Genomic DNA, 15,155 nt, shown 5'->3' on the forward strand with positions numbered 1-15,155 from the left:
CCCGCACCACCACGCGCACCGGCGCACCGAGGAGAACCCCCATGAAGTGGAAGACGACCACGGCGGTCCTCGCGGCCGCCTCCCTCGCGATGGTCGCCGCGCCGTCCGCCTTCGCGGCGACGACGGACTGCACGACCGAGCTCGGCAACACGACGATCGCGGGCGACCTGACCGTCGCCGCCGGCGAGACCTGCGTGCTGGGCAACGTCGTCGTGCAGGGCTCGATCACCGTCGGCGACGACGCCTGGCTCGACGCCACCTCGGCGACGATCGAGGGCGACGTCATCGGCACGGACGCGTACGGCATCTCGATCGACGGCACCAGCGTCGGCGGCGACGTCGTGTCGTTCTCCGAGGGCTCGCGCGCCGGCTTCCTCTACCTCCGCGACCTCACCGTCGCGGGCATGGTCGAGGCGGGCGGCATCGACGTCGAGCTCAGCGACGTCTCGGTCGACGGCTCGGTCAGCACCGATGCGGCGAACTACGTCGACGTGGCGCGCACCAGCGTCGGCGGCGACGCGACCTTCGCCGGCAGCGACTTCGGCGTGAGCGTCGGCGGCGCGATCGTCGGCGGCTCGCTGACGGTCAGCGGATCCTCGCGCGGCGTGCTCCTCGGCGCGAACGAGGACGGCTCCGCGGCCGCGCTCGGCAACACCGTCGGCGGGAACCTCGTGCTCTCGGGCAACTCCGGCAACGTCCAGCTCGCGGGCTCGACGGTCGGCGGGCGGATCACGCTCGCGGAGAACGCTCCGGCGGTCAACTTCGGCGCGGGCAACACCGCCGCCGGAGTGGACGGGGACTTCACCGGCACGGCCGCCGGCGCTGCGGCGCAGGGCGACCAGGCCGTCGCGGTCATCGTTCCGGACGCGCGCGAGGGCGAGCTGACCTGGAGCCTCGAGGGCACCAGCAACCTGGTGAACCTCGGTGTCGCCGAGGAGCAGGGCGACCACTTCGCCGCGTCGGGCGAGCTCGTGCCGGTCCGCGTGACCGACTCGCGCCTGTCCGGACCGGAGTGGTCGGTGACCGCTCAGATCAGCGACTTCCGTGCCGGCGACCAGACGGTCTCGGGCAAGTACCTCGGCTGGACCCCGAAGGTCCTGGAGAACGAGGGCGGTGCCGTCGCCGGTGCCCCCGTCGTCTCCGGGTTCGTCTCGGGCGAGGGCCTCGCCACCGCTCGCGTCCTCGGCTCCGCCGCGGCCGGGCACCCGACCGGATCCTCGGTCCTCGGCGCCGACCTCGACCTGCAGCTCCCGCTGTCGGTCGGAACCGGCACCTACACGGCGACGCTGACGCTCACCGCGCTCGGCTAGCCCCCTCGGCCGGCCGCCGGAGCCCCGGCGGCCGGCCCCCCTCTCTCCTCCCCTCCGCGAGATGCCACTTGTGCACGCCTGACACGGCGTGTCGCGTGCACAAGTGGCATCTCGCGGGGGGACCCACCCCCCCCTCGAAAGGCTGGACGATGATGTTCCGCTCCACACTCCGCTCGCTCGGTGTCCTGCTCGTCGTCGGGCTCGGGGCCGCTGCGCTGCCGGCGCAGGCCCTCGCCGAGGAGGCGACCTCGCCGGCGAGCTCGCCGGTGACCTGGGGGGTGCGGCCCGCCGACACCGAGCAGGGCAGCGACCGGCCGAACTACGCCTACGCGCTCGAGCCGGGCGGGCAGCTGAGCGACGCGCTGATCGTCTCCAACTACGACGACGAGGACCAGACCTTCCGCGTCTACGGCTCCGACGGCTTCATCACCGAGGCGGGGCAGCTCGATCTGCTGCCGGCCGCCGAGCCGTCCACCCAGCTGGGCAGCTGGATCTCCTTCGAGGCCCCGGACGTCGTCGTCCCCGCGGGCGAGAGCGTGCAGATCCCGTTCCAGCTCGAGGTGCCGGCCGACGCGGTGCCGGGCGACTACGCCGCGGGCGTCGTCTCCTCGATCCTCGTCCAGGGCGAGACCGGGGTCTCGGTCGACCGCCGCCTCGGCTCGCGGATGTACCTCCGCGTCGGCGGAGACCTCGCCCCGCGCCTCTCGGTCGACGGCCTCGCCGTCTCGTACCAGGGCGAGTGGAACCCCTTCGCCCCCGGCACGACCACCATCGACTACACCGTCACCAACGCGGGCAACACCCGCCTCGCCCCGGGCGCCGAGCTCGCGGTCTCCGGTCTCCTCGGCCTCGGCAGCGTCGCCGCGACCGATCCGGAGCCGCTGCCCGAGCTGCTCCCGGGCAGCTCGACCAGCCGGAGCGTCACCGTCGCCGGGGTCTGGCCGCTGTTCGTCGCGACCGCCCGGATCGCGCTGACCGGCACCGTCGTCACCGCCGACTTCGCGGGCCAGGCCGCCGACCCGGCCGCCGTGCCCGAGGTCGCCGCCGTCTCCTCCGAGGCCTCGACCGCGGCCGTGCCGTGGAGCGCGCTGCTGCTGCTGGCGCTGCTGATCGGGCTGATCGTGCTGGCGGTCGTGCGCCGCCGCCGCCGCGCCGCGGGCGAGCAGAAGCGGATCGACGCCGCCGTCGCCGCCGCGGTGGCCGGCGCCTCGACGACCGGGGCCTCCGCGCCTCCGCGAGATGCCACTTATGACGAGGATTCGCGGCGTGTCGAGCTCACAAGTGGCATCTCGCGGGAGACGACGGACCCGGCAGCGACCGACCCGGCAGCGACCGACCCGGCAGCGACCGACCCGGCAGCGACCGACCCGGCAGCGACCGACCCGTCCGGCTCCGACCGTGCGGGGGTGCGCTCCTGACCTCCGTCGTCGCCGGGGCGCCAGTGCTCGGCGAGGGCTCTGCGCTCGGCGAGGGCTCAGCGCTCGGCGAGGCTCTGCTCGCGGAGCTGCTCGAGGAACGCGTCGACGTTGCTCGGGCCGAGGAGGTGCTGCCGCAGCATCAGGGCCGCACCGCGGACGCCGCCGCTGCCGCCGAGCTCGGCGGTCACCACATGGAGGCGCTGGGTCGCCAGCGGCAGGGAGCGCCGATCGACGACCTCGCGCACGCCGGCCAGGATCTCCGGGGCGGCGAGCGCGACGCTGCCGCCGAGCACGATCACCGACGGGTTCAGCAGGCTCACGCAGGTGGCGAGGACCTCGCCGATCTGCAGGCCCGCGAGGCGCGCCGCCTCGATCGCCTCCGGGTCGCGGTCGCGCAGGAGCGCCAGCAGATCGCGGACCGAGTGCACGTCGCGTCCCGCCTCGGCCAGTGCGCGCACCAGGGCCCCGCCGCTCGCGAGCGCCTCGAGGTCGCCGTCGCGGCCGTCCGCCGCCTCCGGAGCGGTGCGCGGCACCTGGACGTGACCGAGATCGCCGGCCGCGCCGAGCGCGCCGCGCTGCAGGACGCCGCCCGAGACGATGCCCGAGCCGATGCCGGTGCTGATCTTCACGAAGATCAGGTCCTGCGCGTGCGGGAAGCGCGAGGCGCGCTCGCCGAGGGCCAGCAGGTTCACGTCGTTGTCGACGAGCACGGTGGTGTCGACGCGGCGGCGGATGTAGCCCGGGATGTCGAAGCCGTCCCAGCCGGGCATGATCGGCGGGCGCACCGGGCGGCCGCTCGCGTGCTCGACCGGGCCGGGCACGCCGAGGCCGAAGCCGGCCAGCGCCTCGGGCGCCAGGTGCGCGTCGGCGAGGATCTCGTCGCAGACGTCGAGCGCGTGGTCGAGCACCCGGATCGGGCCCTGCGCGATGTCGAGCTCCTCGCGCCGCTCGACGACGATGCGGCCGTCGAAGTCGGTCAGCGCGATCGTCGAGTGCGTCGCGCCGAGGTCGATGGTCAGGAATGCGCGGACCGACGGATCGAACACCAGCCGGGCCGACGGGCGGCCGCCGGTCGACGGCGCGCGGTCGAGGTGCGTGATCAGGCCGAGCTCGAAGAACAGGTCGAGCCGCGTCATCACCGCCGTGCGGGCGAGTCCCGTCTCCTCGACCAGCTCCGCGCGGGTGCGCGGACGGCCGTCGGCGAAGAGCCGCAGCAGGTCGCCGGTCTGCGAGCCGGCCCGCACTCCCACGCTCAGCGCCCGCCCGCTCGGATGTCGACGGTGCAGATGTCGCAGGCGACTGCTCGGGAGGACGGGTCGCGGCTCGGCACACCTGAGGAAAGCAGTCGCCGCGAGGTGACGCAATCTCGACGCGCGAGGAGACCCCGAATGACGTCCCCCCGAATGAAGTCCACAGACAGGAGAGAACGATGACCTCGTCCCACACCACCGGCACCACCGGCACTGCCTCCACCGCCGACCGCGCCCCGCAGCAGGAGCGCATCGGCCTTTGGCTGATCGGAGCCCGGGGCAGCGTCGCCACCACGGCCGCCGTCGGCCTGCACGCCATCGCCTCGGGCGCGGCGCCCAGCAACGGCTGCGCCACCGCGACCCCGGCCTTCGAGGACGTCCCGCTCGCCGGCTTCGACGCGATCGTGATCGGCGGGCACGACGTCTCGTCGACCCCGCTGCTCGAGAAGGCGATGGGCCTGGCGGCCGGCGGGATGTTCCCGACCTCGGTCGTCGCCGAGGTCGCCGACCGGCTCGACGCGACCGACCGCGAGATCCGCCGCTCCTTCGGCGTCGAGGGCGGCTCGCAGCAGGACGAGATCGACCGTCAGGCGGCCGACATCGTCGAGTTCCGCGAGCGGCACGCGCTCGCCCGGGTCGTCGTGATCGACGTCGCCTCCACCGAGGTGCTGCCGCAGGACCGCCCCGAGTTCCACGACCTCGCCGCCCTGCGCGCCGCGCTCGCCCGGCCCGGCGAGACCGTGCTGCCGCCGAGCTCGATCAGCGCGCTCGCCGCGGTGACCGCCGGCTCGCCCTACGTCTGCTTCACCCCCTCCACCGCGCTGGCGCTGCCCGCGCTGGAGGAGTGGGCCGCGGAGGCGGGCGTCCCGATCGCAGGACAGGACGGCAAGACCGGCGAGACCCTGCTCCGGAGCGTGCTCGCGCCGATGTTCACGGCGCGCGGGATGCGCGTGCTGTCCTGGGCGGGCGCGAACCTGCTCGGCGGCGGCGACGGGCAGACCCTCGCCGACCCGGAGGCGGTGCGCTCGAAGCTGGTCTCGAAGAACCGCGGGCTCCGCAGCCTGCTCGGCGACGAGGTCGTCACTCCGCTGCACATCGACAACGTGCCGGACCTCGGCGACGTGAAGACCGCGTGGGACCACGTGCACGCGGAGGGGTTCCTCGGCTCGCGGATCACGGTGCAGACCATCTGGTCGGCGTACGACTCGGCGCTCGCCGCGCCGCTGATCCTGGACCTGGCGCGCCTGATGTCGCTCGCCGACGCGGCCGGGATCTCGGGGCCCGTCGCCGAAATGGGCTTCTTCTTCAAGGACCCGTGGGGGAGCGACGTGCACGGCTTCGCGGAGCAGACCGCCGAGCTGGTCGCCTGGTCGGCGCGCACCGGCGCGGCCGTCGTCCAGCGCTCGCTCGTGGCGGGCGGCGCTATCCGCCATGGCTGAGCTGCGCGACTGGCTCGAGCTCGTGCGCGCCAAGGCGGCGCTCTCGGTGCTCGGCGACACGGTGGCCGGAGCGGCGTGGGCCGGCCGGGCGCCCGGAGTGCGCACGGTCGCGCTGCCGCTCGCGTCCGCGCTCCTCTACTCGGCGGGCATGGCGCTCAACGACTACGCCGACGCGGAGCTCGACGCGGTGGAGCGGCCGGAGCGGCCGATCCCGTCGGGGCGGATCCGGCGCGGTGCCGCACTCGGGCTGGCGGCCGGGCTGACCGGGGCGGGGATCGCGGTCGCGGCGCTCGTCGACGGTCGCCGCTCACTCCTCCTGAGCGTGCCGCTCGCGGCGAGCATCTGGTCGTACGACCTGCTGGCCAAGCCGACTCCGCTCGGGCCGGTCGTGATGGCGGCCTGCCGCGGGCTCGACGTGCTGCTCGGTGCGGGGGCGTCCGGCGTGCGCGCGGCGGCTCCCGCCTCCGCCGCCGTCGCGGCGCACACGCTCGGAGTGACCGTGCTCTCGCGCGGCGAGGTGCACGGCACCCGCCCGGCGGTCGCGGGAGCGGCGGCGACCGGCACGGCCGCGCTCGCCCTCGCGCTGGGCGCCGGGGCGGTCCGCGCGAAGGGCGGCCCGGCTCTCGGCGCGGTCGTCGCCGTCGCGCTCGCCCGCTGGATCGCGCTCGTGCTGGTCCCGCAGCTGCGCGCCGTGCGGACGTCCGACGCGGCCTCGGCCCGGACGGCCACCCGCTCGGGCATCGCGGGGATGGTCCCGCTGCAGGCGGCGCTCGCCGGGCTGCGGCGGCCGGAGCTCGGCGCGGCCCTGCTGGGGCTCGACGCGCTCGGGGCCGTCGTGCTGCGGCGCCCGAGGGTCTCGGCGGACATCACATGAGCGGGCAGGAGCAGGGCATGCAGGACAGCGCCGGCCCCGTCCTGGGCGCCGGCCCCGTCCTGGGCTACGGCACCAACGGCTTCGCCGACCACACCCTCGACGACGCCCTGACCGTGCTGCACGCCGCCGGCTACCGCGCGGTGGCGCTGACCCTCGGGACCCCGCACCTCGACCCGTTCGCCGACGACGTCCGCGAGCGCACCCTCGCCCTGCGTCGACGGCTCGACGAGCTGGGCTTCCGCGTGGTGATCGAGACCGGGGCGCGCTACCTCCTCGACCCGTTCGTGAAGCACCGGCCGACCCTGGTCGACGAGGAGGCCGGCCCGCGGCTGGCCTTCCTGCACCGCGCGATCGAGATCGCCGCGCTGCTCGGCGCCGACGCCGTCTCGCTCTGGTCGGGCGTGCTGCCCGAGGGGATGGAGCGCGCCCGCGGCTGGCGGCTCCTGGTCGAGCGGATGCGCGGCGTCGTCACCGAGGCCGAGCGCTACGGCGTGCGGCTGGGCTTCGAGCCGGAGCCCGGCATGCTCGTCGAGACCGTCGCGGACGCGCTGCTGCTGCGGCGCGAGCTCGGCGACCCGGAGGCGTTCGGTCTCACCGTCGACCTCGGCCACTGCGTGGTGGTCGAGCCGGACGGCGTCGTCGGCGCCCTCCGCAGCGCGGCCGGCCTGCTGGTGAACGTGCAGGTCGACGACATGCTGCCCGAGCGGCACGAGCACCTCGAGCTCGGCACGGGCGTGCTCGATCTCGCGGCCGCCTTCGCGACGCTCGAGGAGATCGGCTACCGCGGGATCGCCGCGGTGGAGCTGCCGCGCCACTCGCACGACGCGCCTCGCCTGGCGGTCGCGAGTCTCGCGGCGATGCGGGCGGCGATCCGGACCCGGGGGACCGGGGCGGAGTCGCCGCAGCACCCCTGGACCGCGACAGCCTGCGCCGTGCTCCGCGAGCAGCCGCGGCGGATCGACCGCTATTTCCCGGCCGCCGGTCGGGAGGCCGGTCGCGCCCCGCTCCGCCCCGACGCGGATCCGCAGGGCCTCGTGCACGGCACCGAGGACGACGCGGCGCGCTCGGCGCTGATCACGGCCGCCGCCTCGGCCCTCGACGACGAGGACCTGGCCGCCCTGCTCCTCCGGCTCTACCGCGGCGGCGACGACGCCGAGCGCCGCGGCGTGCTGGTCGGGCTGCACGCGCTGACCGCCGCCGGCCGCGCGGGCGAGCCGGTGGCCGCGGCCGGCCGCGAGCTGATCGCGGACGCCCTGCGCGCCAACGACACCCGGCTGGTCGCCGCGGCGATGGGCCGCTTCGCCGAGGAGCACCTCGACGCGCACGCCTGGCGGCACGGCGTGCTCAAGCTCGTCTTCTGCGGCGTCCCGCTCGCGGCCGTCTCCGGTCTCGAGCGGCGGAGCGACCCCGAGCTCGCCGCGATGGCCGGCCGCTTCGCCGACGAGCGCCGCGCCGCCGGCCGCACGGTGCCGGACGACCTGGCGGTGCTCCTGCCGAGCTGAGGGACCCCGGCGCGTCCCTCGACACGACCGCCGGCCCCGCACACCATCACGACCCCTCACGAGAAAGGCGCGACGATGCGCATCTTCGACCCGCACATCCACATGACCTCCCGCACCACCGACGACTACCAGGCGATGCACGACGCGGGGGTCCGCGCCGTGGTCGAGCCGTCGTTCTGGCTCGGCCAGCCGCGCACCAGCGTCGGCTCCTTCACCGACTACTTCGACGCCCTGATCGGCTGGGAGCGCTTCCGCGCCGCGCAGTACGGCATCCGGCACCACTGCACGATCGGCCTGAACCCCAAGGAGGCGAACGACCCGCGCTGCCGCGAGGTGCTGCCCGAGCTCGACCGCTACCTCGCCAAGGACGGCGTCGTCGCGGTCGGCGAGACCGGCTACGACTCGCTGACCGCGGAGGAGGACGCCGTCTTCCGCCACCAGCTCGAGCTGGCGAAGGACCACGGCCTGCCCGTGCTCGTGCACACCCCGCACCGCGACAAGGCGGCGGGCACGCAGCAGACGCTCGACGTCGTCGCCGAGTCGGGGATCGACGCCGGCCTCGTCGTCGTCGACCACCTCAACGAGACCACCGTCGACCTCGTCCTCGGCTCCGGCTGCTGGCTGGGCTTCTCGATCTACCCGGACACCAAGATGGACGAGACCCGCCTGGTGACGCTCGTCGAGCGGATCGGCCTGGACCGCGTGCTGGTCAACTCCGCCGCCGACTGGGGCCGCTCCGATCCGCTGACCACCGCGAAGACCGGGCACCTGCTGCTCGTCGCCGGCTTCAGCGCCGCCGAGGTCGACCGGCTGCTCTGGCAGAACCCGATCGACTTCTACGGGCAGAGCGGGCGGCTGAACCTCGACCCGATCCCGGGCTTCGACGCGGTCGACGCCATGGGGCGCAGCTTCGAGGGCAACTCGATCCTCCGGGGCGCGCCGCGCGTGGCGGAGGTCGTCTGATGCACCTCTCCTACTGCACCAACGTCCACCCGGCCGAGGACCTCGAGGGCGTCGTCCGTCAGCTCGACGTCTACGCCGGGCCCGCCCGCGCCGCCGCGGGGCTCGACACCGTCGGCGTGGGGCTGTGGATCCCGCGCGACCTCGCCGCCCGGCTGGTCGCCAGCCGCGAGGACCGCGCCGTGCTGCGCGCCGCGCTCGAGCGCAACGGCCTCGAGGTGCGGACGCTGAACGCGTTCCCCTACGCCGCCTTCCACGCCGAGGTGGTGAAGCTCGACGTCTACCGGCCCGACTGGACCACGCCCGAGCGCCTCGCCTACACGATCGACTGTGCGCGGATCCTCGCGGATCTGCTGCCCGCCGGCGCCGACGGCAGCATCTCGACGCTGCCGCTGGGCTGGCGCGAGGGCTGGGGCGCGGAGCAGGACGCGGCGGCCGTCCGGCAGCTCGCGCGGCTGGTCGACGAGCTGCGCGAGCTGCGGCGCTCGACCGGGCACGCGATCCGCCTGGCGATCGAGCCCGAGCCGGGCTGCATCCTGGACACGGTCGAGGACGTCGTCGCCTGGCTGCACCCGCGGATCGGCCTGGTCGACCCGGCCTACGTCGGCGTCTGCCTCGACACCTGTCACCTCGCGGTGTCGTTCGCCGACCCCGCCGCGGCGGTCCGGCGAATCCGGGACGCGGGGCTCCGGGTCGTGAAGGTGCAGGCCTCGGCCGCGCTGCACGTCGAGGACCCGGCCGATCCGGCCGCGCGCCTCGCCGTCGGGGCGTTCGTGGAGAAGCGCTACCTGCACCAGACCCGCGAGAACGGCGCGGGCGGGGTGCTCCGCGTCGACGACCTGCCGGAGGCGCTCGACACGCTGCCCGGAGCGGGGCCCTGGCGCGTGCACTTTCACGTGCCGCTGCACCACCGGCCGGCCGCACCGCTGTCGGCGACCACCGCGGTGCTGGCCGAGGCGGTGTCCGTGGTCGACGCCGCCTGGCCGTACGACGAGATCCACCTCGACGTGGAGACCTACACCTGGGCGGTGCTCGCGGACGCGCCGAGCGATCTGTCGGTCGGCATCGGCGCCGAGCTGGCCTGGGCGGCGGAGCACCTGCTGACGCCGCAGGCGCGCGCCGCGGTTCTGGAGGCGGGCCCCGCACCTGTGCCGGTCGCCGCCCTCGTCGCCGAGGAGGTCGCGCTGTGACGCCGGTGCTGCTGATCGACGTGGTCGGCCTCACCGCGACGGCGCTCGCCGACATGCCGCGGCTGTCCCGGCTCGCCCGGGCCGGTGGGCAGCTGCCGCTGGACACGATCCTGCCGGCGGTCACCTGCAGCGTGCAGTCGTCGATGCTCACCGGCACGATGCCTGCGCAGCACGGGATCGTGGGCAACGGCTGGTACTTCCGCGACCTCGGCGAGGTGCACCTCTGGCGCCAGCACAACCGCCTGGTGACGGGGGAGAAGGTCTGGGAGACGGCCCGTCGGCTGTCCGACGGCGACCCCTACCGCGCCGCCAACATCGGCTGGTGGTACGCGATGGGAGCGACGACCGACGTCACCGTGACGCCGCGGCCGATCTACCACGCCGACGGCCGCAAGTCGCCGGACGCCTACGTCCGCCCGCCGGCGCTGCACGACGAGCTGGTCGGGAAGCTGGGCGCCTTCCCGCTGTTCCAGTACTGGGGGCCGACCGCGTCGCTGCGCTCCACGCAGTGGATGGTGGACGCGACCCGGCACGTGCTCGCCGGCGACGGCTCCGGCCCGCCGCAGCTGACCACGGCGTACCTGCCGCACCTCGACTACGACCTGCAGCGCTTCGGGCCGGACTCGGCCGAGGCGCGGCGGGCGGCGGGCGAGCTGGACGTGGTGCTCGCGCCGCTGCTCGACGACGCGGAGGCGCTCGGTGCGTCGGTCGTCGTGGTGGCGGAGTACGGGATCGCGGCGGCGGACACCCCCGTGGACGTCAACCGGGCGCTGCGGCGCGCGGGCCTGCTCGAGGTGTACGTGCAGGACGGCCGCGAGCAGCTGGACCCGTGGACCTCGCGCGCCTTCGCGGTCGCGGATCACCAGATCGCGCACGTCTACGTGCCTGATGCGGCGGACCTGCCGCGGGTGCGCTCGCTGCTCAAGGCGCTGGACGGGGTGGACGAGGTGCTCGACCGCGAGGCGCAGGCGCGGTACGGCCTCGACCACGAGCGCTCCGGCGAGCTCGTCGTGGTGGCGCGGCCGGGCGCGTGGTTCACCTACTACTACTGGCTCGACGACGACCGCGCGCCGGACTTCGCGCGCGGCGTCGACATCCACCGCAAGCCCGGCTACGACCCGGCGGAGCTGTTCTTCGACCCCGCCGACCGGCTTGTGAAGGCGAAGGCGGCCGGCAACCTCGCGAAGAAGGCCCTGGGCCTGCGCTACGCGATGAACCTCGTGCCGCTGGACGCGTCGCTGGTGCGCGGCACGCACGGCCGTCTGCCGGTGTCGGCGGCGGACACTCCGCTGGTGCTTACGTCGGACGCGGACCTGCTGCCGGCCGGGGCAGCGTCGCTGCCGGTGACGGCGGTGCGCGACCTGGTGCTGGCGGCGCACGGCCCGGCGCTGGCGCGCGCGGCGGCGGCGGCTCGCGCCTGACGCGCGGCCGGGCTCGGGGCGGCTCCGAGTGGACGCGCGACGGGCCTTGCAGCTTCCGCAGCGCCCGTCCCGCGTCCACTCGCGCGGCTCGCGTCGTCACGGGGATGCGAGACCTGCGCGTCTCCGCTCCGCGGAACCTCCGTCGATCCTCGAGGTCGGTTACTTCCTCAGAAGCGGCGCGTCAGTGCTCGTCGCTGACGCGGGCCCAGTGCTCGGCGATCGCGGCCGTGGCCTCTGCGACGCTCAGCCGCACCGCCGCCGACGGCTCGAGGCCGACGGTGCGCACGAGCTGCGTCATCAGCGAGAGCGGGAGGCCGCCGGACGCGGGAGCGGCGGGGCGACCCCGATCCGGCAGGACGCCGTCCTGCACGCAGGCCCAGAAGACGGAGGACTCGACGCAGAGCTGGCTGCGCAGGATCTCGGCCCAGATGCTCGCGCCGTAGGCGGTGCGGTTCACCGGCTTCGAGATCCGGGTCCGGAGGATGCGCCCGTCGTGCAGCGGCAACTCGAAGGTCTTGTGGTGGCGGACGGGCTTCCCGGTCGCGCCGCGCACGAGCGTCCACTTCTCGGTGAGGCAGAAGTCGTCGTGGTGCTCGCGCGTCGGCGCGGGGTGCCTGCTCACGGTGCCTACTCGTCTGTGCTCACTCGTCCGTGCCGAGGAGCCACGCGGTCAGCTGCGCGTCGTCCGACAGCTCGACGAGCTGGACGAGCCCCCAGTTCTCCGCGTGGTTCGGCGCGGTCAGGAGGTGGTCCTGCCAGTCCTCCGCGTACTCGCGGAGGGCGAGCACCATGTCGGCGACTAGTGCCTCGTAGTCCTCGTCCTCCACGGCGATCGCGGGGTCCACCATGATCATCGCGAAGACGCCGTCCTCCTCGAGCACGCGGACCTCGGGGGTGACCGTCCGGGCGAGGAACCGGCGGTAGCGCGACGCGTCGACGACGGCCACGGAGTCGCCGTCGCGGCGCACGGTGACGCTGCTGCCGCGGACCGCCCCGTCGATGACGCGCTTGAAGCTGGTCCGCGCGCTGCTGGTGGTGTCGTAGTGCTGGGCACCGAGGAGGGTCATCTTCCGATCATCGACCGGGCCGTCGAGTACGTCAAGTACACGAGGTACTCGGCGCGATCAGTGTGCCGTGTCGAGGTCCGCGAGGTCGAGGACGAAGCGGTAGCGGACGTCGTTCGCGACGAGACGCTCCAGTGCGGTGCCCACCTGAGCGGAGGGCAGCACCTCGACGTCCGCCGTGATGCCGTGCTCGCCGCAGAAGGCGAGCAGCTCGCGGGTGCTGCGGGTGCCGCCGCTGCCGCCGGAGGTGAGGCTCTTGCGTCCGATCAGCAGGTCGGTGACGTCCACGGTGACCGGCGCGAGCATCCCGAGGACGCTCAGTGCGCCGTCCAGCGCGAGGACGTGCAGGTACGGTGCGAGGTCGTGCGGGGCCGAGACCGTGTCGAGGACGAGGCCGAGGCGTCCGCGCTGCGCCGCCATCGCCTCCTCGTCGCGGGAGACGACGACCCGGGTGGCGCCCAGCGCGAGGGCGTCGGCGGTCTTCGCGGCGGAGGTCGTGAAGACCGTCACCTCGGCGCCGAGCGCCCGGGCGAGCTTCACGGCGAGGTGGCCGAGGCCGCCCAGCCCGACCACGCCGACCCGTGAGCCGGGGCCGACGGCGTGCGCGCGCAGCGGCTCCCAGACGGTGACGCCCGCGCAGAGCAGGGGAGCGACGGCCGCCGGGTCGAGGCCGGCCGGCAGCGGGTAGGCGAAGCGGTCGCGGACCACGTACTCGCGCGAGAACGCGCCGAGCGTGGTGCTGCCGTCGTGCCGGTCGGTGCCGCCGTAGGTGAGGGTCGGGAACTCGCGGCAGAAGTTCTCCTGCTCGGCCGTGCACATGTCGCACCCGCCGCAGGAGTCGACGATGTTGCCGACCGCGACGGAGTCGCCGGGGGAGAAGGCCGTGACGGCCGCGCCGACGGCGAGCACCGTGCCGACGAACTCGTGACCCGGGACGAGCGGGCCGGGGTCGGCGGCGGGGTCGGCGGAGTGCGCGGCGTGGGTCCGGAGGGCGTGCAGATCGCTGTGGCAGACGCCGCAGTAGTCGACGCGGACGGCGAGGTCGTCGAAGCGGAGGGCGCGCCGCTCGATGACGGCGGGAGCGAGGCCGCCCTCGGCGGTGGCCGCGTAGGCGGTGGTACTGATCATTGCGCGCTCGTTTCTACTAACCGGTTTGTTTTGTTGACGCTAGCACTCGCGGACGTCGGAGAACAGACCGGTCGGTAGTCTCGAGGGATGGGAGCGACACCGGCCACCGGCAAGGGCGAGGCGACGCGCGCGCGGATCATGGCCGCGGCGACGGCGGAGTTCGCGCGCTACGGCATCGCCGGCGCGCGGGTGGACCGGATCGCGGCCGAGGCCCGCAGCAACAAGGCGCAGCTGTACTCCTACTTCACCAGCAAGGAGCTGCTCTTCGACGCGGTCTTCGAGGCGTCCCTCGACCGGATCGTCGACGTCGTGCCGATCGACCCGTCCGACCTCGGCGACTGGGCCGTCCGCCTCTACGACGAGTACCTGCGCCGCCCCGACCTCATCCGGCTGGCCACCTGGGCGCGCCTCGAGCGCCGCCCGGCCGGCCACCTCGTCGCCGACGACGAGGCGCGCGTGCGCGAGGAGGGCAAGCTCGAGGCGATCCGCGCCGCTCAGGCCGACGGCACGGTGGGCGTCGCGGCCGACCCGTTCGACGTGATGGCGCTGGTCATCGCGATGTCGATGGCCTGGTCGCCGGTGAGCAACGTCTACGCCGCCACGGCGGAGGAGGCCGCGTCGGAGCACGAGCGCCGGCGCGCGCTGCTGCGCCAGGCGGTCGGGCGCGCGTTCCCGCCCGCCTGAGCGGCGCGGGCGGCGTCAGGCCGCGGCGACGCGCGCGGTGCCGGTGCGACGGGCGGCGGCGACGCGGAGCAGGAGCGTCGCCACGAGCACGACGGCCGCGGCGATCAGCGCGGCGGTGCCGGCGGGGATCGACACGAGCTCGCCGGAGAAGCGGCCGACCGCGACCCAGGCCAGGCCCCAGCAGAGCGACAGCATCGGAGCGATCCGGCCGCGTCCGGTGACGGCGATCAGCACGCCGATCAGCGCGGCGACGATCAGGACGACGACCGCCCACGGTGCGGCGCCGGGTCCGTCGGCGCTGCCGATGCCCGCGCCGACGAGGCCGGCCGTGACGTTGGCGACCGTCGCGACGCAGACCCAGCCGAGGTAGAGGCCGAACGTGCCGTCGGTGAGGACCGCGTCGACGACGCCGCCGGTGCGGGTGCTGCGCAGGAGCACGAAGATCCGCGCGAGCACGGAGAGGAGCAGCGCGATCACCACGACGCTGAGCGCGAGCAGTCCGGCCTGCACGACCAGGATCCACGCCGCGTTCAGCAGGAGGCTCGCGGCGGCCCAGTAGCCGAGCCGGCGGTGGCGGGTGCGCGTGGTCTGCGACGGCAGGAACTGCCAGATCGCGTAGCCGAGGAGGCCGGCGTAGATGACGCTCCAGATCGCGAAGGCGGGTCCGTCGGGCGCGACCGGCGTCGAGGACGCGGACAGCGCACCGCCGGCGGCGTCCTGGATCTGCGTGCCGCCTGCTGCTCCCGAGCCGATGAACGAGCCGATCACCGCGAGCACGGCGCTGACGGCGACGGTCGACTGCCGGATCCGGTCCGCGCGGGTGGGGGATGTCGTGGCGGTCATGTCACTCCTCGATTAGTCAGCTGGCTGAGTAATGAGCGTAGCGTGCCGGGCGGTGCCGGCGCACGCGGCTTC

14 protein-coding genes are annotated in these 15,155 nt (G+C 74.6%); 9 read left to right on the forward strand and 5 right to left on the reverse strand.

Annotated elements, in window-relative coordinates:
- Nucleotides 1-41: 41 nt before the first annotated feature.
- A complete protein-coding gene (locus C1I64_RS18395; RefSeq protein WP_123444620.1) occupies nucleotides 42-1,310 on the forward strand; it encodes a hypothetical protein in 1,269 nt (422 codons plus the stop codon).
- Between the two features lie 152 nt (nucleotides 1,311-1,462).
- The gene (locus C1I64_RS18400; RefSeq protein WP_127888213.1) at nucleotides 1,463-2,728 is read left to right on the forward strand and encodes a hypothetical protein; all 1,266 of its coding nucleotides are present in this window, start codon (nucleotides 1,463-1,465) and stop codon (nucleotides 2,726-2,728) included.
- A gap of 56 nt (nucleotides 2,729-2,784) precedes the next feature.
- Here the strand turns inward: C1I64_RS18400 and C1I64_RS18405 are convergent, their stop codons facing one another.
- Entirely contained in the window at nucleotides 2,785-3,978 is a 1,194-nt protein-coding gene (locus C1I64_RS18405) for an ROK family protein (RefSeq protein ID WP_244209528.1), read from the reverse strand.
- Between the two features lie 179 nt (nucleotides 3,979-4,157).
- Between C1I64_RS18405 and C1I64_RS18410 the strand changes: the two genes are divergently transcribed.
- The 6 genes from C1I64_RS18410 to C1I64_RS18435 all read left to right on the forward strand — a co-directional run bounded on the left by C1I64_RS18410 (nucleotide 4,158) and on the right by C1I64_RS18435 (nucleotide 11,364).
- The gene (locus C1I64_RS18410; protein WP_127888214.1) at nucleotides 4,158-5,417 is read left to right on the forward strand and encodes an inositol-3-phosphate synthase; all 1,260 of its coding nucleotides are present in this window, start codon (nucleotides 4,158-4,160) and stop codon (nucleotides 5,415-5,417) included.
- A complete protein-coding gene (locus tag C1I64_RS18415; RefSeq protein WP_208645165.1) occupies nucleotides 5,410-6,291 on the forward strand; it encodes an SCO3242 family prenyltransferase in 882 nt (293 codons plus the stop codon). Before C1I64_RS18410 ends, C1I64_RS18415 begins: the two co-directional genes overlap by 8 nt.
- On the forward strand, nucleotides 6,288-7,793 hold the full coding sequence (locus C1I64_RS20665; protein WP_244209529.1) for an EboA domain-containing protein: 1,506 nt from the start codon (nucleotides 6,288-6,290) through the stop codon (nucleotides 7,791-7,793). Before C1I64_RS18415 ends, C1I64_RS20665 begins: the two co-directional genes overlap by 4 nt.
- A 75-nt stretch (nucleotides 7,794-7,868) precedes the next feature.
- Entirely contained in the window at nucleotides 7,869-8,756 is an 888-nt protein-coding gene (locus C1I64_RS18425; RefSeq protein WP_123444625.1) for a TatD family hydrolase, read from the forward strand.
- Nucleotides 8,756-9,943, forward strand: coding sequence for a metabolite traffic protein EboE (gene eboE / locus C1I64_RS18430; RefSeq protein ID WP_127888215.1), 1,188 nt, complete (start codon nucleotides 8,756-8,758; stop codon nucleotides 9,941-9,943). Before C1I64_RS18425 ends, eboE begins: the two co-directional genes overlap by 1 nt.
- Nucleotides 9,940-11,364 carry an alkaline phosphatase family protein gene (locus C1I64_RS18435; protein WP_127888216.1) on the forward strand — a complete coding sequence of 475 codons (1,425 nt, stop codon included), beginning with the start codon at nucleotides 9,940-9,942 and terminating at the stop codon, nucleotides 11,362-11,364. The genes eboE and C1I64_RS18435 overlap by 4 nt, the downstream gene beginning before the upstream one ends.
- A gap of 181 nt (nucleotides 11,365-11,545) precedes the next feature.
- Here C1I64_RS18435 and C1I64_RS18440 read toward each other — a convergent pair whose 3' ends face one another.
- The 3 genes from C1I64_RS18440 to C1I64_RS18450 are packed head-to-tail and all read right to left on the reverse strand — an operon-like array spanning nucleotide 11,546 to nucleotide 13,556.
- A complete protein-coding gene (locus tag C1I64_RS18440) occupies nucleotides 11,546-11,986 on the reverse strand; it encodes a cytotoxic translational repressor of toxin-antitoxin stability system (RefSeq protein WP_127888217.1) in 441 nt (146 codons plus the stop codon).
- 19 nt (nucleotides 11,987-12,005) lie between these two features.
- Entirely contained in the window at nucleotides 12,006-12,431 is a 426-nt protein-coding gene (locus C1I64_RS18445) for a prevent-host-death protein (protein ID WP_127888218.1), read from the reverse strand.
- 57 nt (nucleotides 12,432-12,488) lie between these two features.
- Nucleotides 12,489-13,556, reverse strand: a complete 1,068-nt coding sequence (locus C1I64_RS18450) for an NAD(P)-dependent alcohol dehydrogenase (RefSeq protein ID WP_127888219.1) — start codon at nucleotides 13,554-13,556, stop codon at nucleotides 12,489-12,491.
- An 87-nt stretch (nucleotides 13,557-13,643) separates the two neighbouring features.
- Between C1I64_RS18450 and C1I64_RS18455 the strand changes: the two genes are divergently transcribed.
- Nucleotides 13,644-14,240: a TetR family transcriptional regulator gene (locus tag C1I64_RS18455; protein ID WP_127888220.1), complete on the forward strand. Its 597-nt coding sequence runs from the start codon at nucleotides 13,644-13,646 to the stop codon at nucleotides 14,238-14,240.
- Nucleotides 14,241-14,255: 15 nt separating this feature from the next.
- On the opposite strand, the gene C1I64_RS18460 is transcribed toward C1I64_RS18455, so the two are convergent.
- Nucleotides 14,256-15,083 (reverse strand): tryptophan-rich sensory protein, encoded by an 828-nt coding sequence (locus C1I64_RS18460; protein WP_127888221.1) that lies wholly within the window; start codon nucleotides 15,081-15,083, stop codon nucleotides 14,256-14,258.
- Nucleotides 15,084-15,155 lie beyond the last annotated feature (72 nt).

The organism is Rathayibacter festucae DSM 15932 (genome assembly GCF_004011135.1).
Classification (GTDB): domain Bacteria; phylum Actinomycetota; class Actinomycetes; order Actinomycetales; family Microbacteriaceae; genus Rathayibacter; species Rathayibacter festucae.